The organism is Alcaligenes sp. GCM10023179, assembly GCF_042653705.1.
GTDB classification, from domain to species: domain Bacteria; phylum Pseudomonadota; class Gammaproteobacteria; order Burkholderiales; family Burkholderiaceae_B; genus Alcaligenes; species Alcaligenes phenolicus.
This window is the reverse complement of record NZ_JBHSIQ010000003.1, coordinates 302,373-321,388: the sequence shown is the minus strand read 5'-3', so window position 1 is coordinate 321,388 and position 19,016 is coordinate 302,373. Positions and strand designations below refer to the sequence as shown.

Sequence of the window (19,016 nt, the reverse complement as noted above, 5' to 3'; positions counted from 1 at the left end):
TCATGTCCTATGCTTAGCAATAAAAAACTGGTGTTTGGCATCACCGGCGGCATCGCTGCTTATAAAACCGCCGAACTCTTGCGTCGCAGCCAGGACCAGGGTGCCCGGATTGATGTGGTCATGACTGAATCGGCCACGCGCTTCATCAGCCCGGTCACCTTCCAGGCCTTATCTGGCCGTACCGTCTACACCGACCTGTGGGATGCGCGTGTTCCCAACAATATGGCCCACATCCAGCTGAGCCGGGATGCGGACGCCATCTTGATCGCCCCCGCCAGCACCAACTTCATGGCCAAGCTGGCCAATGGTCTGGCCGACGACCTGCTCAGCACCTTGTGTATTGCTCGGGGCCATTGCCCCCTGTTGATCGCCCCAGCCATGAACCGGGAAATGTGGCTGCACCCGGCCACCCAACGCAATGTCGAACAACTGCGCCGCGATGGTGTACACATTCTTGGCCCCGGCAGTGGCGACCAAGCCTGTGGTGAAACCGGCGATGGCCGCATGCTGGAGCCTGCCCAATTGCTGGCAGAACTGACGTCATTCTTTCAGCCCAAACTGCTGGCAGGCAAACGCGTCCTGATCACCGCTGGCCCGACCAGCGAGCCGATTGACCCAGTGCGCGTCATCAGCAACCGCTCCTCCGGCAAGATGGGTTATGCCATTGCCCGTGCGGCTCAAGAAGCGGGTGCACAAGTGACTCTTGTCTCCGGCCCCGTTGCACTGGAAACGCCCTATCAGGTGCGTCGCATCAATGTAGAAACCGCCCGTCAGATGCACGCCACTGTCATGTCCCAAGTGGATGATGCCGATATTTTTATCAGCGTTGCAGCGGTAGCGGACTGGTACGTCAGCAATGCCAGCGACATCAAGATCAAGAAGACGTCCGAACAAGCCACGCCGGACCTGCAATTCAGCCCCAACCCCGACATTCTGGCCGAGGTTGCCGCACTGACGAACGGTCCTTTCTGTGTAGGCTTTGCCGCCGAGACAGACAACTTGATCGAGCACGCCCAAGCCAAACGTCAACGCAAGAACGTACCCTTGCTGGTCGCCAACCTGGCCCAGCGCGCCATGAACGCCGACGATACCGAGCTGGTGCTGTTCGACGAGCAAGGCCATATGCAATGGCCCGCTCAGGACAAACTGCTGGCCGCACGCCAGCTGGTGCAAAACATCGCCCAGCGGCTTTAATCCCTTTTCTCTTTTATGATGACGGGCAGCGCTAAAGCAGGTGCGCTGCCTCTTTTTTTTCAGGATACCGTCTATGCACCGCCGTATTGAAGCTCGCATCGTCAATGACTTGTTGGGCAGCACTATTGAAGCCCCCAGCTATGCCACGGACGGCTCCGCCGCCATGGACCTGCGCGCTTGCCTGAGCGAAGCCGTTACCCTGCCTGCAGGCGGCCGTACGCTGGTTAAAACAGGCCTGGCCATCAATATGATGGACCCTGGCCTGGTCGCCATCGTCGCCTCGCGTTCGGGCCTGTCCCTGAAGCACGGCCTGCGTGTAGCACAAGGCATTGGCGTCATTGATGCCGACTACCACGGCGAAATTGGCGTGATTTTGGCCAACGACAGCGATCAGGACTACGTGATCCAGCCCGGCGAGCGTATTGCTCAGCTGATGTTCCAACCTGTGGTGCAAGTGGCGCTGCAGTTTGTGAACGAGTTCTCTACCGAGACCAAGCGCGGTACCGGTGGCTTTGGTAGCACGGGCAAGAACTAAGTCTAAAGCTAGGAAAGGATGCGATGCTGGGTGTCTTGGTACAGTAAGCATCGCTCCTCTTTAATCCTAATGCTTTGCTTTAAAAACGTCCCAGCACCACGATTCAGACTTACCCAAGCCAATTTCGGATTTCAATGCCCTCTCCCAAAAAAGGTAATTCCAACGCTGAATTACCCACTTCAAACAAAACGGCGGCTCAACTCCATCCGCGTAACCGCCATCAGGGCCGTTACGACTTTGATACCCTCATCAAAGACACGCCCGAGCTGGCTGCTTTCGTTTTTGTGAATCCCTACGGTGATCAAAGCATCAACTTCGCCGATCCGAATGCCGTCAAAACCCTGAATCGTGCTCTTCTGAAGAGCTTTTACGGCATAGCGCATTGGGATATTCCTGCCGATTACCTCTGCCCTCCTATTCCGGGCCGGGCCGACTACGTGCACTACCTGGCCGATTTGCTGGCCAACAGCAATAAGGGGACCATTCCCCGTGGTGAGGCAGTGCGTGTCCTGGATATTGGTGTAGGCGCAAATGCGATCTACCCATTGATTGGCCATACCGAATATGGGTGGCAGTTTCTAGGGTCAGACATAGACGCCGATGCGCTGACTTCTGCACGAACTATTATTCACGCGAACCCGGGCTTGTCGGCTGCAATCAAATTGCGCCAGCAGAAATCACCCAGGCATATTTTCAAGGGCCTGCTGGGCGCAAACGATTACTTTGACCTGACGCTGTGCAACCCGCCCTTCCATTCGTCGCAGGAAGAGGCTGAAAGCGGCAGTCAACGTAAATGGCGTGGTTTGGGTAAGGCCGCGCCCAAGCAGAATGCTCCCGTGCTGAACTTTGGTGGACAGAATACGGAACTCTGGTGCGAAGGCGGCGAGGCGCTTTTCATCCGCCGCATGATCGAAGAAAGCATAACTGTAGGTGGGCAAGTGCTTTGGTTCAGCACCTTGGTGTCCAAAGCGTCGAATGTAGCCGGTGTGTTGAATGCCTTAAAGAAGGCCAAGGCGGTTAAGGTCAAAACCGTAGAAATGACGCAGGGACAAAAGCAAAGCCGCTTCGTCGCCTGGACTTTTCTGGACGCTGCGGCACAAGAGGCTTGGCGCAAGGAGCGCTGGAAATAGGCTCGTATCAAGTCGGGATGCTCGATACGCTGATGGCACTAGCTGCAATCAGCTACATACTCCAAGCCCCCGACTCCTAAAAGCTTTCACCCAACAACTACGCCCAGTGAACACCAGCCTTAGCGCGCAAACGGATCAATCGTCGGATCACTGTTCCAGACATACTCGGTCCAATGCGCGATGCTTTCAGCTTGCTCACGGTTGTAAAGCTTCTCGACCAGGGCCAAAGCCATATCCGTCCCCGCCGATACCCCCGAGGATGTGACGTACTTGCCATCAAACACCCAGCGGGCCTGCTTTTGCCAAAGCACATCCCCATCCTGAGCCACCGCAAAATCAAACGCCAGCTTGTTGGACGTAGCCCGCCGCTGCTTCAGAACACCCGCCTTGGCCAATAAAGCCGCCCCCGTACACACAGAAACCGTCCACTGCGTTGCCTTGTCCTGCTTCCGAATGAAAGCCAGCATGGCAGGGTTATTAATTTCACTACGCGTTCCCATACCGCCGGGAACCATCAGAATGTCGAACTGCGGAGCCGTCTCGAAACTATAAGCGGCCTGTGTCTCTATCCCCTGCGACGAGCGAACCAGCCCACCCTGCTGAGACACCATGACCATCTCGTAATCCGGCATCCCACCCCACATTTCGACAGGCCCGAATACATCGAGAGTTTCAAACTGATCAAACAGCACAATGCCGATTTGTTTTTTTGCTGTGTTCCCTGCTGTGCTGGTGGATGTAGCCGATACAGCCTTACCGCTCATGGTGTGCCCCTTCATGGTTGAAACTTAATAACTTAGATCGTAGCTCGTACCAAACCACCATCAATAGATAAATTCTGACCCACGATAAAACCTGCGGCCTCGCTACACAAGAAGGCACACGCAGCACCAAATTCGCTCGGCGTTCCAGCTCACCCGGCTGGTACTGAGGCAATCAACGTCTCTGCCACAGCCCCCAACTCCAGGTTTAGCACAGGCGAAGCGGAGAGAAACCGAAGTGATATTGACGATACGACCAAAGCGACGGTTCACCATGCCAGGCAGCACAACCTGAATTAACTCCACCTCTGCTAGGAAATTTTGCTCCAATGCGGGTTGCCAGTGAGAGGTTTCCAACTAGGCATAGACGGAGGCCCCCCTGCGTTAGTCACCAGAATGTCGATATCTGAGCACGCGGTTATCTGTCTATTGCCTGAGAAAGATCGGCAGCAATCCATTTAACTACAATGCCGGTAGATGCTTCAATCTGCCTAGCGGCTTCTTGTAGCTTGTGTTTGCTGCGGGGTACAAGGGTGACTTGTACGCCTTCTGCGGCGAGAGTATCAGCGCACGCCAAACCTAAACTACTCGACGCTCCACAGATCAACGCATGTCGCCCGGTATTCCTAGATTCATTTTTTGTTCTCCTTGGCAGGTCTGTACAACGGGGGCGTCCGTCTGTGAATACATTCTCGACCCAATATCTTTTTGGATGACAGAAGCCAGCTAAAACCACCTCGCAAACTGTCGGCTAGACCCTGTAGTTGCTATGGTAGAGATTTCCATTCACCCAGAGTGTGTTCAAAACCCGTAACTATTATTGGCATCACATATACCTACCAGCTTGCAAGCCACCATAACTTTCTCCACAAGAAAATAAAACATTATTTATGCGTTACCGGTTTATTAAAATCATCTGTATTATTTTCTTTAAATATTTTTAATTTTTTTCTGCAGTTAATAACCTATTAAATATAAAAAATCACTAAATTACCCTTTCTACTATTTCATTTATCAGATGTAGAGACACATTTATTTTTGTACGCTACCATGCTGTCTGCTACCAGCCAAAAACAAACATTGGTAATAGGTAAATTAATCACAGACATCCTCTTGCTTAGACCGGCTATTAGGAATTGACTATTGAGCCACTGTGGTAATTTCCATTTTTCGCCAGAAGTAGCGGAACGGTTAACTAGGGTCTGCACTAACCACAATTCGTTTACAGGAGATAGACGATATGAGCTCGGCTCGGCATGATTACCAACAATTTCTAGCTTGGCTTCATCGTCCAGCACTCGGTGCCGCCGAAGACACTAAGCGATTTGCGAATCTTGTCAATCAGAACTTCGACGCTGTTGCCGCACAATCGCGCGCTATGAGCCGCCGATCGGTACTATTGGCTGCCAAGGCTAAGGACTCTCTGCTTCTGACAGCCCCCACCCCGCCTGCGGTTGCGGGGGCAGTTAGTGTTGGGGAGTGGTCATGGAACGCACTACATAGTCTCAATGTCGGACCTTTCCGTGGCTTCCGAACGACTGAAACGTTCAATTTCCCTCAACGAATTACCATGTTCTACGGCCCTAACGGCAGCGGCAAAACAAGCCTCTGCGAAGCATTAGAACTGGCTTTGTTAGGTTCCGTTGACGAGGCCTCGGCTAAGCGAATACCTCCTCAGCGCTACTTTGCGAACCTTCACGAAAATAGGTATGTCCCTCCCACCCTTGCTGTTCGAGGAGCGGAAGGCCTGGTGTCAGTAGTACAAACGGACCCAGAGGCCTATCGCTTCTGCTTCATTGAGAAAAACCGCATAGATAACTTTTCACGGATAGCGGCTAAGAGCGCAGGCGAAAAGAAGGACCTGATAGCGTCCCTATTTGGTATGGAGCAGTTTCATGACTTCGTCACTAACTTCAACGAATCGATGGATCCACAGCTCGACCTAGTTGCAATCCAACAGCAACAGTTGGAAACGCAGCGTGCAGCGTTGCAGCGCGACCAAGCAACAATAAATGACGAGCGCCAAGCATTGCAGGCAATCGAGCAGGAGGAGGAAGCTTATGCTAGGGCTTATGCTGTCGACCTCTCGTATCAACAGCTTCTTGAACTCATCGGTAGCGATGCTGCTCCAGGTCGACTGCATTATCTAAATACGCAACTCGATGGGCCAACACCAGGGCTTTATGGCGTCAGCAGCAGCGCGTTAATCACGGCATATCAGGTTGCGGATCGCGCACAGGAGCGGCTCGAGGATGTGGACAAAAGGCTCACAGCAAAGACTGGTGAGACTTCCTTCCAAAATCTGTACAACGCCGTTCTCGGTTTACAAGCCCTGTCCCCCGACAACTGCCCTGCTTGCGGGACGCCGATCAGTGGTGAACTTCACGTTGCACGTGACCCATACATGCAAGCGCGTGACGGTCTGGCTCAACTTCAAGAACTTGCTAACCTACAGACTGAGAAAAAAGCTGTTCAAGGCGAATGGGAGCGTGCTTCCCGAGGTTTGGAAAGCCTTTTAACAGCCTTCGGCCAGCGGGTTAGCGCTCAGCCTGATCATATCGATGAGAGGGTGCGATATCTTGCCACTCCCAATGTAGACCACTCTACCGCCTGGTGGAAAGCGAGCTACGCTATACAAGGCGATACGCCTTCGTTGGCTCGGGGGATCGTCGACCTCGCAGTTGAGTGCGAAAGACTTGATATTCAGACAAACCAAGCACTGTCAGATCGCGCAGCACTGGCACAAGAACGAACTCGGCTCGTTCAGGCAGCGCAAGTCGTAGCTGGTTTCCAAACACGTAGAGCGGAGGTGGCCCGACTCGTCGGTATAGCGAAACAGGCAATTGCCAATTTTGACCAAGAAAATGCGGTGCTCATCAATGCTGTTAAGCAAGAGACTGTGCAATTAGATCTCAGTCGACGCATTAAAGCGGCCTATGACGAATTCTTGAGGCTACTTAGACATTTCAGAGCGGAGCTACCTGGCACGCTTATAGCAGGGCTCAACACTGTTGCTCTGGATATCTACAATGAATTCAATAGGCGTGACCATGACGGCGACAAGCTAGCAGCGCTTTATCTGCCTACCAGCGAAGACGAGCGTATCGAGCTAGCATTTCGCTCTGCTCCAGGCACTAGGGTGGATGCGTTGCATGTCCTCAGCGAAGGGCATGTTCGTTGTCTAGGCGTTGCCATCCTTCTCGCAAAGGCACTCCATATTCAGGCACCGACGATCATCTTTGACGACGCTATCAACGCGATTGATACAGAGCACCGTGAAGGCATCAGAGAGGCGATATTCCAGAGTGATCGCTTCGCAGCAACTCAAATCATTGTCACATGCCACAGTAGCGAATTTATCAAGGATCTGCAGAATCACGTAGAGAGAAGTCAATGGACTGCTTACTACTTGATGCCTCATATAGGGGACCACCGGCCTAGGGTAAAAGGCAACGAAGTCACGTTCAACTACCTGGAGCAGGCCCGTACCGCCTTGGACATTGGTGACTGGCGCAATGCTTTAGCTGCCTCGAGGCAGGCTCTGGAGATGCTCACGGATAAGATCTGGAAGTGGCTCGGCAAACACGACCTCGGTGTAATAACACTGCCATTAGCCGGCCGCGGGGCAGAGCCAAATCTGAGAAATCTCTGCGAGGCTTTGAAAAAACGGCTGGATGATGTTAGAACATTCGTGCATCAGGACAAACCTGCCGTCATTCAGGGGCTTGGAAACGTCATAGGTGTTCCGGTTCAATCAAACGTATGGACATATCTAAACAAAGGTATCCATGAAGAGGCTGACAGAGACGACTACGATCCGAATCTTGTCCGCACTATTGTGGAGAACCTTGAAAGTATGAATCAGTTACGGCTTGGATCAATGCCTATTAGTCTCGCTGGAGCCGCACAAGCGGCTGTTACTCAAGCGGTCGCCGAATCAGCAAATCCCACTCGCCGGTAGCTGCGTACGGCTTACTAATATTGGTCAAATGTTGTTTGTAAAAAGCTGGTCGATTTAGTTAGTTTGGGATCGCTAGCCGCGAGAGCTCAACAAGTCGGTCAACTAGCGCACATTTGTGTTAGTAGTTTAGCTATCTGTGATGGGCCAAAGACAAACACCAATACGTTAATAATCTGCACTATTTAATCAGGCTTAACACGAAAAGCAAAAAAGCCAATCAGCCCAAAGCTGATTGGCTTTTCCTCCAAACCTGAACCTTACCTACGCCGCAAAATCCTCTTCTCCCAGATACGCCGCTCTCACCTTCGGGTCATGCAGCAACTGCGCAGCCGGGCCTTCCAGGATAATCCGCCCCGACTCCATCACATATCCCCGATCTCCCAGCTCTAAAGCCAGTCGCGCATTCTGCTCAATCAGCAAAATCGTCACACCTTCTTTAGCAATCGTCTGGATCAGCTCAAAAATCCGTTCGACCATAATGGGAGCCAAGCCCATTGAAGGCTCATCCAGCAGCAGCAATGAAGGCCGGGAAATCATCGCCCGTCCCATTGCCACCATCTGTTGTTCCCCACCGGACAAAGTCCCTGCCGATTGTTTTTTACGCTCAGCCAGACGCGGGAACAAGGTATAGATACGCTCGATATCCTGGCGCACTTCGTGGTGGTCCTTGCGGGTATACGCCCCCATGGCCAGATTTTCTTCAATCGTCAGTTGCGGAAAAATCCCCCGCCCTTCCGGCACCATGACCACGCCACGGCGCACCAGTTGGTGCGACGGCAGGCCGACGATGCTTTCGCCTTGATGTTCAATCTGCCCCGCAGCCGCAGGCACCAGACCTGTGATGGCTCTCAACGTCGTGCTTTTACCAGCGCCGTTAGCACCGATCAGGCAAACCAGCTCGCCCTTGCCCACTCGCAGGTCCAGACCGCGTACCGCCCGGATGCCGCCATAAGCTACATCCAGACCCCGAATATCCAGCATCAACGGTTCTGTGCTCATGCCTTTTCCTCTTCAACGGTAATGCCCAGCTCTTTGGCTGCACCTGCGCCCAGATAGGCTTCGATCACGCGTGGGTTATGTTGGACTTCGGCGGGTTTGCCTTCGGCCAGGACTTTGCCGTATTCCAGCACCAGAACTCGATCACACAGGCCCATGACCAGCTTCATGTCGTGTTCGATCAGCAGGACGGTAATGCCGTCGCCACGGATTTTTTCTATCAGCTGGCGCAGGACTACTGTCTCGGACGGGTTCATACCGGCAGCGGGTTCGTCCAGAGCCAAGAGCATAGGATCGGTTGCCAATGCACGGGCGATTTCCAGGCGACGCTGGTCACCGTAAGACAAGGACCGAGCAATCTCATTAGCGTGCTGGGCAATGCCTACGTAATCCAGCAGCTCGTAGGCGCGGGCCTCGATCTGTTCTTCTTCCTGACGGGTAGCGCGGTTACGCAGCACCGCCCCCAGCACGCCTGCACGGGTGCGGACGTGGCGGCCGATCATGACGTTTTCCAGGGCAGACAGGCTACCGAACAAGCGGATGTTCTGGAAGGTACGCGCGAAACCGGATTCAGCGATTTGATGGGGTTTGCAATCAGTCAGGTTGCGACCTGCAAAGGTGCAGCGGCCCGACTCGGGAATGTACAAGCCTGTCATCACGTTGAACAGCGTGGTTTTACCCGCGCCGTTCGGGCCGATCAGACCGTAGATATCGCCTTTTCGGATGCTGAAGCTGACTTCAGACAAGGCCTGCAAACCGCCGAAGCGTTTGGACAAGCCTTCTGCCTGCAACAGCACCTCGCCGTCTTTTACTTGTTGGTTCATGCTCAGACTCATGCTTGCACCTGCTTCATTTTGCGTTCACGACGGCGCACTGCCGAGGGCCACAGGCCTTCAGGGCGATAAATCATGACCAGTACCAGGGCAAAGCCGAACAACAGCATACGAATGCCATCCGGGTCCAGAATCACGTCACCAAACACGCTTTGCTGCAGAGGTACGACGACGGAGCGCAGCAGTTCGGGGAAGACAGATAGCAGCAAGGCACCCACGATCACACCGGGGATATGGCCCATGCCACCCAGCACCACCATGCACAGCACGGAGATGGATTCGGTCAGGCTGAAACTCTCCGGGCTGACGAAGCCTTGCATGGAAGCAAACAAGCCCCCAGCCACACCACCAAAAGTTGCACCCATGGCAAAGGCCAGCAGTTTGACATTACGGGTATTGATGCCCATGGCCTTGGCAGCGATTTCATCTTCGCGGATCGCTTCCCAGGCGCGCCCAATGCGGGAGTGCTGCAGACGCACGCAGATGAACACAATCAGCAGTGTGATAAGCAGGAGCAGGTAATAGTACTTTTCTGGCCCGGTTATTCGTATGCCAAAAAGAGTTTCCGCCTTGCCGAAGATGAAGTCGCCAATCTTGAAGGTATCGACCCGGTTGATCCCTTGCGGACCGTTGGTGATGTTGACCGGCGCATCCAGGTTGTTCATGAAGATGCGGATAATTTCACCGAAACCCAGGGTCACAATGGCCAGATAGTCGCCCCGCAAACGCAGGACCGGAAAGCCTAGCAGCACACCGAATACGGCAGCCAGAGCGATACCGGCTGGCAGCACCATCCAGAACGGCAGGTGCAGACCAAAATGCGGCGATGCCAACATAGCCCAGACATAAGCCCCTACGGCATAGAAAGCGATATAGCCCAAGTCCAGCAGACCGGCAAAACCCACCACGATGTTCAGGCCCAGGGCCAGCATCACGTACAGCAAGGCAAAGTTCAGGGTGCGGATCCAGCTTTGCCCCGCCATACCCAGCACGAAGGGCAGAATAGCCAGCACCACACCAATCAGCAGCGCACCGACCCAGACTTTGGCGGGCGTTGCGGGGCGCTGCTTGGAGCCAGCGCCACTTAATGTTTGATTCAGACTCATGCGCGATCTCCCACACGTTCACCCAACAGGCCCGAGGGACGGAAAATCAGCACCAAGATCAGCACGATAAAAGAGAACACATCCTGATAGTTACTGCCAAAAACCCCATTGGTCAGGTCGCCGATATAGCCTGCTCCCAGAGCTTCTATCAAGCCCAGCAACAAGCCACCCAGCATGGCACCACCCAAATTACCAATGCCCCCCAGAACGGCGGCGGTAAATGCTTTGAGACCCAGCATGAAGCCCATCGTGTATTGGGCAACGCCGTAGTAAGTCACGATCATCACGCCTGCGACGGCAGCCAGGGCCGAGCCAATGACAAAAGCGGCGGAAATCACGGTATTGATATTCACCCCCATCAAGCCAGCTACTTCGCGGTTCTGGGCGGTTGCACGCATGGCGGTGCCCAGACGGGTGCGGTGCACCAGTACCATCAGGCCAGACATGATCGCAGCGGCACCACCGATAATCAGAATTTGCAGCAAGCTGATGCGCGCGTCACCCAGCTGGAACACCATGGGTTCAATAATGTGCGGGAAGCTCAGGTAATTGCGCCCCCAGATCATCATGGCCAGGTTCTGCACAATAAAAGACACACCAATGGCGGTAATCAAGGCGGCCAGACGAGGCGCACGACGCAAGGGACGATACGCATAACGCTCGGCAGTCCAGCCTATGCCCATGCAGACGGGGATAGCGGCCAAAAGGGCCAGCCCCACCATCAACCAGGCGGACAGGCCTGCCGGGTCCGCGCCGACCAGCGATAACACCACTGTCGTGGCCAGCATCGCCCCAACCATGACTACATCACCATGCGCAAAATTAATCAGGCCAATAATTCCATACACCATGGTGTAGCCCAGCGCCACCAAGGCGTAGACACTGCCCACGGTCAGGCCATTTATTAGTTGTTGTATCAGGATTTCCATAGATTGGGACTCGTGGTCATTGCTCCCTGCCCCGGCGCACGGCGATAGAACAGGGAGCGTGGGCCTGCCAAACACAGGCCACGGTAAAGATGAGCCCCGAAGGGCTCAAACTGCAGGATCAGAGATGCTTAGTTAGCCTGGCTGACCATGGTTTTAACCATCGTCCACTTGCCATCTTTAACTTCGTAGATGGTGACGGCGATTTCTTTCAGATCGCCGTTCTGGTCGTAGGCAATGTTGCTGCTGGTGGCGCCGTTGCGTTTCAATGCGGCCAGTTTGGGCAGGTAGTCTTCTGCCTTGGAAGAACCGGCTTCCTTCATGGCGGTGATCATGTTCCAGGCGCCGTCGTAGGCATACGGAGCGTAAACACCGGGTTCCGCCTTGAAGCGTGCCTGGTAGTCTTTGGCGAATTTCTCGCCAGCCGCCATGGTGGACAGAGGAACACCTGCCAGGGAGGCGTAGGTGCCGTCAGCGGCTGCACCGGCCAGACGCAGGAAGGTGTCGCTGCGCGTCATTTCGCCCGAAACCAGCGGGGCCTTGATGTCCAGCGTCTGCATTTGACGCTTCATCGGGCCGGACTGCGCATCCAGACCACCAAAGAAGATGGCATCGGGTGCCTTGGACTTGATGTTGGTCAGAATGGAGGTGAAGTCATTGGCTTTGTCCGTGGTGTATTCACGGGCCACAATCTGACCACCTGCTTTTTCTACCGCACGGGCAACCTGGTCAGTCAGACCTTGGCCGTAAGCGGTACGATCGTCGATCAGGGCTACTTTCTTGGCTGCCAGATCCTTGACGATGAACTGACCCACAGCGGCACCTTGCTGGGTGTCGCTGGTCATCATGCGGAAGGTGTTGTCGTAACCTTGCTGGGTGTACTCAGGCGAGGTTGCCATGGCGATCTGGGGGATGCCCGCGTCGTTGTACACACGCGAAGCAGGAATCGTGGTGCCCGAGTTGAAGTGGCCCAATACGCCATCAACACCGTCGTCCACAATTTGCTGAGCCACCTGAACCGCCGTACGCGGGTCAGCCTGGTCATCCTTGGCCACCAGTTCAAAACGGGCGGTTGCGCCATCAATTTCAATTTTCTGGGCGTTGGCCTCTTCCAGAGCCAGCACCAGGCCATTGCGCATGTCTTCACCGTAGTGAGCCTGCGGGCCGGTCAAGGGGGCGGAAAAACCCAGCTTGATTACCTTGTCAGCGGCAAAAGCAGGACTGGCTGCCAATGCACCAAAAACCGCGGTCGAAACCAAGGCCAATTTAAAGCTCGTGATGGACTGCATATTGTTCTCCTTCGTTTTTTAATATAGCCGCGCTACATGTCGGCCCGTGCCGTGAGAATGAACGCAGGGCCGCCGCTCCAGGTGAAATGTGCGACCAAACGTGTGCATAGAAATGGGTGCCATCTGATGTCAACCGACCATCATCAAACTGGCATTGCCCCCAGCTGCCGCTGTATTGGTACTGACCGAGACTTCGCGCAACAAACGCTCGATGAGGTAAGTCGCGCCCCCCTCCAATTCCTGCGTCAACAGCCCTTGAACCCCAACAATGGGTCCGCGGCGTTCAGCCACTTGTCCCAGTACGTGCCGGAGTTCGTCGCTGTCGCCTTCAAACAAAACAGCATCATAATCTGCCTCACCCAAATCGGACATGGCAATTTGCTCGGCAGGCGCGTCCTGCCAGCCTCCCAGACCCAAACGGTCCAGTAGGATGGCCTGATTGCCGCTGCGTGCGCAGGCCTCGCGCTGAGCTTGCCAGCCGTGCACGCTGACAGGCATGCACAGAACGCGACCTCGTGGGTGCAACTGATAAATATTGGACTCGCCCGTCGGACCAGGCAAGACCGCGCCCTGCTCCTGCCAAGCTTGCAAAGGCAGGTTCTGCGGGCAACGGCTAAGCAGTCGGCGCAAGTACAAGGGGCCGCCTGCTTTGGGGCCTGTACCCGACAAGCCCTCACCACCGAAAGGCTGTACACCCACCACCGCGCCCACCATATTGCGATTCACATAGACGTTGCCGGCGTGAATGCGGGAAACGACACGCTCCACGGTTTCATCCAGACGGGTGTGAACGCCAAAGGTCAGTCCGTAACCACGTTCGTTGATCTGATTGATCAGGCTATCCAGCTCGCTACGCTTGAAACGCATCACGTGCAGAACGGGGCCGAAAATTTCGCGTTCCAGGTCCTTGACCTGCTCGATCTCGATAATGGTCGGCAAGACAAAGGTACCTGTCAGGCTGCGGCTTTGTTCACTTTGCGTGATACGGAAACCAGCCTCGCGCATGGCGCTGATGTGCTCTTCGATACCGGAGCGGGCTTCTTCATCAATCACCGGACCTACATCCGTGCTGAGCAGGTCGGGATTGCCCACGCTCAGCTCCTGCATGGCACCGTTGAGCATGTTCAGCACACGCTCGGCCACATCTTCCTGAATGCACAGCAGCCGCAAGGCGGAACAACGCTGACCGGCCGAGTCGAAAGCAGAATTCAGCACATCAAACACCACCTGCTCAGGCAAGGCCGAGCTGTCGACCACCATGGCATTCAAGCCACCAGTTTCTGCAATCAGCGGGACGGCCTGACCGTCTGCCGTCAGGCGTTTAGCCAATTGACGATTCAAGCCCATGGCAACGGCGGTCGAGCCGGTAAACATCACAGCATTAACCTTCTCACTGGCCGCCAAAGGCGCGCCCACGGATGGGCCATCACCAGGCAGGAGCTGCAAGGCACCGGGAGCAATCCCTGCCTTGTGCAGCAGCTCGACGGCGGCCGCCGCAATCAGGCAGGTTTGTTCAGCAGGCTTGGCCAGGACGACGTTGCCTGCAGCCAGAGCCGCCGAGACCTGACCCAGGAAAATAGCCAAGGGGAAGTTCCAGGGGCTGATACACAGCACCACACCGACGGGACGATATTCGTCATTATCAAAGTCGCGCAGAACCTGTCCGGCGTAATAACGCAGGAAGTCCACGGCTTCACGCACTTCGGCAATCGCATTCGCATAGGACTTGCCAGCTTCACGCACCAGCAGGCCCATCAAGTCCTGCATATTATCTTCAAGCAGTTGGGCGGCTTGCTGCAGGGCAGCGGCACGCTCTTCTACCGGCGTAGCCTGCCAGATCGGTGCATAGTGGCTGGCGGCGTCCAAAGCCTGCTCCACATCCTGTGCAGTGGCAAACATGACCTGCCCCACTACGTCCTGATGATTGGCTGGATTACGCACAATCGTTGCCTTGGACTCGTCCCAGACCGGATTGCCCTGCCCCAGGATAGGCTGAGCCTGACGTGGCAAGGCAGCGGTTTGCATCAAGGTGGCGGCCAAAGAACCCAGGCGGTGCTCGTTGCTTAAATCCAGGCCAGCCGAGTTCAAGCGCTGCTCCGCCTCCCAGTACAACTGGCGCGGCAACGGAATCTTGTCATGTGGTCGACCCAAGGGTTGCAGGCTCAGGGCCTGAGCCACGGGGTCGGCAATCAGCTGCTCCATGTTCACATCGGCATCGCCAATTTGATTCACGAAAGAGGTGTTGGCACCGTTTTCCAGGAGACGACGCACCAGATACGCCAGCAAGGTTTCGTGAGAACCAACGGGTGCATAGATACGGCAAGGACGGTTCAGCTTGCCGTCCTTGATCGGGCCGACTACCTCGTCGTACAGGTCCTCGCCCATGCCGTGCAGGCACTGGAACTCATATTGGCCGGTGTAGTAGTTCTGGCCAGCCATCACATAAATAGCAGCCAGGGTTTGCGCATTGTGTGTCGCAAACTGCGGGTAGACGGCTTCTGGGGCCTGCAAAAGCTTGCGAGCGCAAGCCAGGTAAGACACGTCCGTGTGTACTTTGCGCGTGTAGACGGGATAGTCTTCCAGACCATCAACCTGAGCACGTTTGATTTCCGAATCCCAGTACGCGCCTTTCACCAGGCGCAGCATCAAGCGGTGACCGCTGCGACGGGCCAGATCAATCAGATAATCAATGACAAAAGGCGCGCGCTTTTGATAGGCCTGCACCACAAAACCAATGCCGTTCCAACCTGCCAAAGACGGATCAAAGCACAGCTTGTCCAGCAGATCCAGGGACACTTCCAGGCGGTCTGCTTCTTCGGCGTCAATATTCAGGCCCACATCGTAGTGATGCGCTAATTGTGCCAAGGACAACAAGCGCGGGAACAACTCCCGCATGACGCGATCACGCTGGGAACGGCTGTAGCGTGGGTGCAGCGCGGACAGCTTGATGGAAATGCCGGGGCCTTCGTAAATCCCACGCCCCTGGCTGGCACGACCAATCGCGTGGATGGCCTGCTCGTAAGCCTGGTAGTAACGTTGCGCGTCTTCCGCTGTCGTCGCGGCCTCGCCTAACATGTCGTAGGAATAACGGAAGCCCTGCTCTTCAAACTTGCGGCTATTGGCCAGTGCCGAGGCAATGGTTTGGCCAGTCACGAACTGTTCGCCCATCATGCGCATGGCAACGTCCACGCCTTTGCGGATCAAGGGCTCGCCGCCCTTGCCGATCATGCGGGTCAAGGCGGAGGACAAATTCTTTTCACTATTTACACTGACCAGGCGCCCCGTCAGCATCAGGCCCCAGGTGGCGGCATTCACAAATAGCGAGGGGGACTCACCCATGTGTGCACGCCAGTCGCCGTGGCTGATTTTGTCGCGAATCAAGGCATCGCGTGTCGCGCGGTCAGGGATACGCAACAAGGCTTCGGCCAGACACATCAGGGCAACGCCTTCCTGGCTGGACAAGGAGAATTCCTGGATCAAGCCTTCTACGCCGCCACCACGGCGCTTGGCGCGCAAGGCTTTAACCAGACGAGCGGCCAACTCCTGGGCACGCGCACTTTGAGAAGAACGCGCTGCACTTAACAGCAAGGGCAGACAGTCGGTTTCTGGACGGCGGTAGGCGGCGGTAATGGCAGCGCGCAACACACTTTGCGGTTGCACATCCTGCGCAAAGCCGTAAAACGGGATGGAAGGCATGAGTACACCTTCTTCGGCGGCTTCGGAATCTCCCCCGCTTAGCAGCGCCAATTCGCTGGGCAACACACCGCGCTCGATTCCTTCGATATAGGACAGCAAGGCCTGCTTATGCAGCCAATGCGGGGTGCACTGCAACTGATCCGCCGCACGCCGCAGGCGCTCGCGCAGTTCTATATCGACTTTAATCCCTAAGGTTGTGCTCGCCATGCTTCTTATCCCGGTTACGCTTTGTTGACTGCGATAAGCCGAAATAATACTGACGGTTAACCCAAATTCGTATTCAGGTTAACCCGCACAGAAAAAAGTTAACCAACAAGGTTAACTAACGCAGAGCATGGCTTTGCTCAGGTTAACCGGGACAGGTTTACCTTGCATTTGTGCGGCCAGTGCATCCGCCCAGCGCTGCTGCAATTGGCGATGCGCCTGCACCAGTTCTGGCACAGAGGACGCAGGCTCGGAGTCCAGCCAGCGGCATTGCTGGGCCTCCCCCTCAAAGCCAACTGGCGTCAGTGTCCAGCTCAACTCCAGGGTAGCGCGTTCGCCATAGACAGATTCGAAGCGCTGTACCAGCACATCGATCTGCCACAGCGGTGTTTTCGGAGCGGCGCTGGCCAACTGGGGAACGCCCAGGCGATCCTGCAAACCAGACGCCAAAGCCAGGGACATTTCATCAGGTAAAGGTGAGGCCCACTGGCTATCGTTGAGCAGGTTGACCTGCCCGCCCGCAGTCTGCGTCAGTACAAAGGAGCGGCGATCCAATTGAGCAGGCACATCCATGCGTCGCAGCTGAAAGCCCTTCCACACTTGCGTGGAAGGAGCCGCAGCCGCCGGAGCGGCATTGGACGCTTGCAAGGTGTAGTAAGTGGGCGTGGTCGAAGTGCAAGCCGTCAGCAAACCGGCGAACGCCACGGGAATCAGAAAACGAGACATCATGGCGCAGGCTCCGGCAGCACGTCAGGGGAACGACCTCGCAGGACCGCCGAGGGCTGGCTTTGCAAGGTATCGCTTAAATCACGCAGGGATCGCAAGGAGCGTTTCAGTTCGCTCAGGGTTTGATCCACAGAGGTATTGAAGGAAGAATCCGAATCCAGCATGGCACCCAGTTTCTGAACAGCGGCATCCATGGACTTGAGCGCACCATTCAGTTGAGGCACCGTCGTCTTGTCCAATTGCTTGAGCACCTGACCCAGCTCCGTCAGCCCGCTTTGCAGATTCTTGCCGATCTGATCGAACGGGATAGCAGCAATCTTGGTAACGATATCGCTGACCTGCTCCTGCAAACGATCAAAATCCCCGGCGATCACAGGCACCACCAAAGGTTTGGCGGTCTCGTCGAACTCGGCTTCAGGGGCCTTGTCGAAGAATTCCAAAGCAATGTACTGCTGGCCCGTAATCAGGCTGGCAGGACGCAATTGACCACGCAGACCACGCTCAACCATCGGTTTGAACAAGGCGCTCATTGGATCTTTCTCGTCCGGTCTAGCCTCCACCACCCGCTCGTACAGGCGACCAAAACGCTGCGGGTAGATACGTGCCTTCACCAGGGCAAAGAAGCGCTTGCGCTCAAAATCAAACTCCAGATCCACATCGTAGACCTGCCCCAGCTCCAGGCCCCGGAACTCCACCTTGGAGCCTGGCACCAGGCCACGCACGGATTGATGGAAATGGAAGCGCAATTCAACCGCGGGACCATCCGGCTCAGCCATCGCGCGCTCTTGTGTGGGGAACAGTTCGTATTGCGAATCGGCCTGAGCAACATCCGTAGGCTCGCCTTCCATCTGATCAAAGGCCAGACCTCCTGCCAAGGCAGAGACCAAGGAATGCGTACGCACATTAAATCCGGTGGAATCCAGCGACATATTGACGCCGCTGACGTTCCAGAAGCGCGAGCCCTGCGTCACGAATTTGTCGTTAGGAGCATCGACAAACACCTGCACACGCACGCCATTACCTTCTTCGTTCAGCTCATAACTGCTGACTTGCCCAACCTGTATGCCCTTGTAGTACAAGGGCGAACCCAGATCCAGCGAGCCCAATTCGGGCGCAGTCAACACGTAACGCTTACCAGCACGGCCACTGGTTACTTCCGGCGGACTTTCCAGGCCCACAAAGTCCAGCTGCTCACCTTTTTTATTCACTTCAAAAGGCGCGTCCACACCGATATAAACACCCGACAACAAGGTGCCCAGACCGGATACCCCACTTAAACCCAAACGCGGGCGCACCACCCAGAACCGCGTGTCTTTTTGAGTAATGAACTCGGAGCCATCACGCTCGAGCTGCGCCGTAACCAAAACCCCTTTTCGATCCGGAGACACCTGAATGTCCGAAATCGTACCCACATCCACTTCGCGATAACGTAGCTTGGTTTGGTCCACAGCCAAGCCCTCGGCTGAATCAAAGCTGATCGTGATACGCGGTCCGGTCAACATCCAGTTTCGCAGCACCAAAGACGCCCCCACCACGGCGGCGGCTATGGGCAAAATCCAGATCCAGGAGAATCGGGATCGCTTGGCAGGAATCAGTCTAGGCTGCGCGGGCTCGGTCTGACCGTCAGGCTGATTAGTTGTAGGATCGTGCACCTTGTTT

The 19,016-nt window shown here is 55.4% G+C and carries 15 protein-coding genes; 4 read left to right on the top strand and 11 right to left on the bottom strand.

Annotated features, from left to right (window positions below; all coding sequences use genetic code 11):
• Positions 1 to 9 precede the first annotated feature (9 nt).
• From coaBC to rlmF, 3 genes are all read left to right on the top strand, one after another.
• The gene (coaBC, locus tag ACFPDR_RS15410) at positions 10 to 1,194 is read left to right on the top strand and encodes a bifunctional phosphopantothenoylcysteine decarboxylase/phosphopantothenate--cysteine ligase CoaBC (RefSeq protein ID WP_376911401.1); all 1,185 of its coding nucleotides are present in this window, start codon (positions 10 to 12) and stop codon (positions 1,192 to 1,194) included.
• A 73-nt stretch (positions 1,195 to 1,267) separates the two neighbouring features.
• Complete coding sequence (gene dut, locus ACFPDR_RS15405; RefSeq protein WP_376911399.1) at positions 1,268 to 1,729, top strand: dUTP diphosphatase; 462 nt, start codon at positions 1,268 to 1,270, stop codon at positions 1,727 to 1,729.
• A gap of 134 nt (positions 1,730 to 1,863) precedes the next feature.
• Positions 1,864 to 2,859 (top strand): 23S rRNA (adenine(1618)-N(6))-methyltransferase RlmF, encoded by a 996-nt coding sequence (rlmF, locus tag ACFPDR_RS15400; RefSeq protein WP_376911398.1) that lies wholly within the window; start codon positions 1,864 to 1,866, stop codon positions 2,857 to 2,859.
• A 119-nt stretch (positions 2,860 to 2,978) separates the two neighbouring features.
• Here the strand turns inward: rlmF and ACFPDR_RS15395 are convergent, their stop codons facing one another.
• The 3 genes from ACFPDR_RS15395 to ACFPDR_RS15385 all read right to left on the bottom strand — a co-directional run bounded on the left by ACFPDR_RS15395 (position 2,979) and on the right by ACFPDR_RS15385 (position 4,356).
• A complete protein-coding gene (locus ACFPDR_RS15395; RefSeq protein ID WP_376911397.1) occupies positions 2,979 to 3,623 on the bottom strand; it encodes a DJ-1/PfpI family protein in 645 nt (214 codons plus the stop codon).
• Between the two features lie 32 nt (positions 3,624 to 3,655).
• Positions 3,656 to 3,733: a hypothetical protein gene (locus ACFPDR_RS15390; RefSeq protein WP_376911541.1), complete on the bottom strand. Its 78-nt coding sequence runs from the start codon at positions 3,731 to 3,733 to the stop codon at positions 3,656 to 3,658.
• A 305-nt stretch (positions 3,734 to 4,038) separates the two neighbouring features.
• Complete coding sequence (locus ACFPDR_RS15385; protein WP_376911396.1) at positions 4,039 to 4,356, bottom strand: SDR family NAD(P)-dependent oxidoreductase; 318 nt, start codon at positions 4,354 to 4,356, stop codon at positions 4,039 to 4,041.
• 504 nt (positions 4,357 to 4,860) lie between these two features.
• Here ACFPDR_RS15385 and ACFPDR_RS15380 point away from each other — a divergent pair.
• Positions 4,861 to 7,581, top strand: coding sequence for an AAA family ATPase (locus ACFPDR_RS15380; RefSeq protein ID WP_376911394.1), 2,721 nt, complete (start codon positions 4,861 to 4,863; stop codon positions 7,579 to 7,581).
• Between the two features lie 261 nt (positions 7,582 to 7,842).
• On the opposite strand, the gene ACFPDR_RS15375 is transcribed toward ACFPDR_RS15380, so the two are convergent.
• The 8 genes from ACFPDR_RS15375 to ACFPDR_RS15340 all read right to left on the bottom strand — a co-directional run bounded on the left by ACFPDR_RS15375 (position 7,843) and on the right by ACFPDR_RS15340 (position 19,009).
• Positions 7,843 to 8,580 (bottom strand): ABC transporter ATP-binding protein, encoded by a 738-nt coding sequence (locus tag ACFPDR_RS15375; protein WP_021446747.1) that lies wholly within the window; start codon positions 8,578 to 8,580, stop codon positions 7,843 to 7,845.
• The gene (locus ACFPDR_RS15370; RefSeq protein WP_009455710.1) at positions 8,577 to 9,413 is read right to left on the bottom strand and encodes an ABC transporter ATP-binding protein; all 837 of its coding nucleotides are present in this window, start codon (positions 9,411 to 9,413) and stop codon (positions 8,577 to 8,579) included. The genes ACFPDR_RS15375 and ACFPDR_RS15370 overlap by 4 nt, the downstream gene beginning before the upstream one ends.
• A complete protein-coding gene (locus ACFPDR_RS15365) occupies positions 9,410 to 10,516 on the bottom strand; it encodes an ABC transporter permease subunit (protein WP_021446748.1) in 1,107 nt (368 codons plus the stop codon). The genes ACFPDR_RS15370 and ACFPDR_RS15365 overlap by 4 nt, the downstream gene beginning before the upstream one ends.
• Positions 10,513 to 11,445, bottom strand: a complete 933-nt coding sequence (locus tag ACFPDR_RS15360; protein ID WP_021446749.1) for a branched-chain amino acid ABC transporter permease — start codon at positions 11,443 to 11,445, stop codon at positions 10,513 to 10,515. The genes ACFPDR_RS15365 and ACFPDR_RS15360 overlap by 4 nt, the downstream gene beginning before the upstream one ends.
• A 128-nt stretch (positions 11,446 to 11,573) precedes the next feature.
• The gene (locus ACFPDR_RS15355; protein WP_009455707.1) at positions 11,574 to 12,731 is read right to left on the bottom strand and encodes a branched-chain amino acid ABC transporter substrate-binding protein; all 1,158 of its coding nucleotides are present in this window, start codon (positions 12,729 to 12,731) and stop codon (positions 11,574 to 11,576) included.
• Between the two features lie 129 nt (positions 12,732 to 12,860).
• The gene (gene putA / locus ACFPDR_RS15350) at positions 12,861 to 16,634 is read right to left on the bottom strand and encodes a trifunctional transcriptional regulator/proline dehydrogenase/L-glutamate gamma-semialdehyde dehydrogenase (protein WP_302356430.1); all 3,774 of its coding nucleotides are present in this window, start codon (positions 16,632 to 16,634) and stop codon (positions 12,861 to 12,863) included.
• Between the two features lie 111 nt (positions 16,635 to 16,745).
• A complete protein-coding gene (locus ACFPDR_RS15345) occupies positions 16,746 to 17,360 on the bottom strand; it encodes a PqiC family protein (RefSeq protein ID WP_088452572.1) in 615 nt (204 codons plus the stop codon).
• The gene (locus ACFPDR_RS15340) at positions 17,357 to 19,009 is read right to left on the bottom strand and encodes an intermembrane transport protein PqiB (RefSeq protein ID WP_115635109.1); all 1,653 of its coding nucleotides are present in this window, start codon (positions 19,007 to 19,009) and stop codon (positions 17,357 to 17,359) included. The genes ACFPDR_RS15345 and ACFPDR_RS15340 overlap by 4 nt, the downstream gene beginning before the upstream one ends.
• Positions 19,010 to 19,016 lie beyond the last annotated feature (7 nt).

Bases quoted from the DNA above. Each gene is read 5' to 3' on its own strand.
- coaBC (WP_376911401.1), top strand. From the start codon at position 10: ATGCTTAGCAATAAAAAACTGGTGTTTGGCATCACCGGCGGCATCGCT.
- dut (WP_376911399.1), top strand. From the start codon at position 1,268: ATGCACCGCCGTATTGAAGCTCGCATCGTCAATGACTTGTTGGGCAGC.
- rlmF (WP_376911398.1), top strand. From the start codon at position 1,864: ATGCCCTCTCCCAAAAAAGGTAATTCCAACGCTGAATTACCCACTTCA.
- ACFPDR_RS15395 (WP_376911397.1), bottom strand. From the start codon at position 3,623: ATGAGCGGTAAGGCTGTATCGGCTACATCCACCAGCACAGCAGGGAAC.
- ACFPDR_RS15380 (WP_376911394.1), top strand. From the start codon at position 4,861: ATGAGCTCGGCTCGGCATGATTACCAACAATTTCTAGCTTGGCTTCAT.
- ACFPDR_RS15375 (WP_021446747.1), bottom strand. From the start codon at position 8,580: ATGAGCACAGAACCGTTGATGCTGGATATTCGGGGTCTGGATGTAGCT.
- ACFPDR_RS15370 (WP_009455710.1), bottom strand. From the start codon at position 9,413: ATGAGTCTGAGCATGAACCAACAAGTAAAAGACGGCGAGGTGCTGTTG.
- ACFPDR_RS15365 (WP_021446748.1), bottom strand. From the start codon at position 10,516: ATGAGTCTGAATCAAACATTAAGTGGCGCTGGCTCCAAGCAGCGCCCC.
- ACFPDR_RS15360 (WP_021446749.1), bottom strand. From the start codon at position 11,445: ATGGAAATCCTGATACAACAACTAATAAATGGCCTGACCGTGGGCAGT.
- ACFPDR_RS15355 (WP_009455707.1), bottom strand. From the start codon at position 12,731: ATGCAGTCCATCACGAGCTTTAAATTGGCCTTGGTTTCGACCGCGGTT.
- putA (WP_302356430.1), bottom strand. From the start codon at position 16,634: ATGGCGAGCACAACCTTAGGGATTAAAGTCGATATAGAACTGCGCGAG.
- ACFPDR_RS15345 (WP_088452572.1), bottom strand. From the start codon at position 17,360: ATGATGTCTCGTTTTCTGATTCCCGTGGCGTTCGCCGGTTTGCTGACG.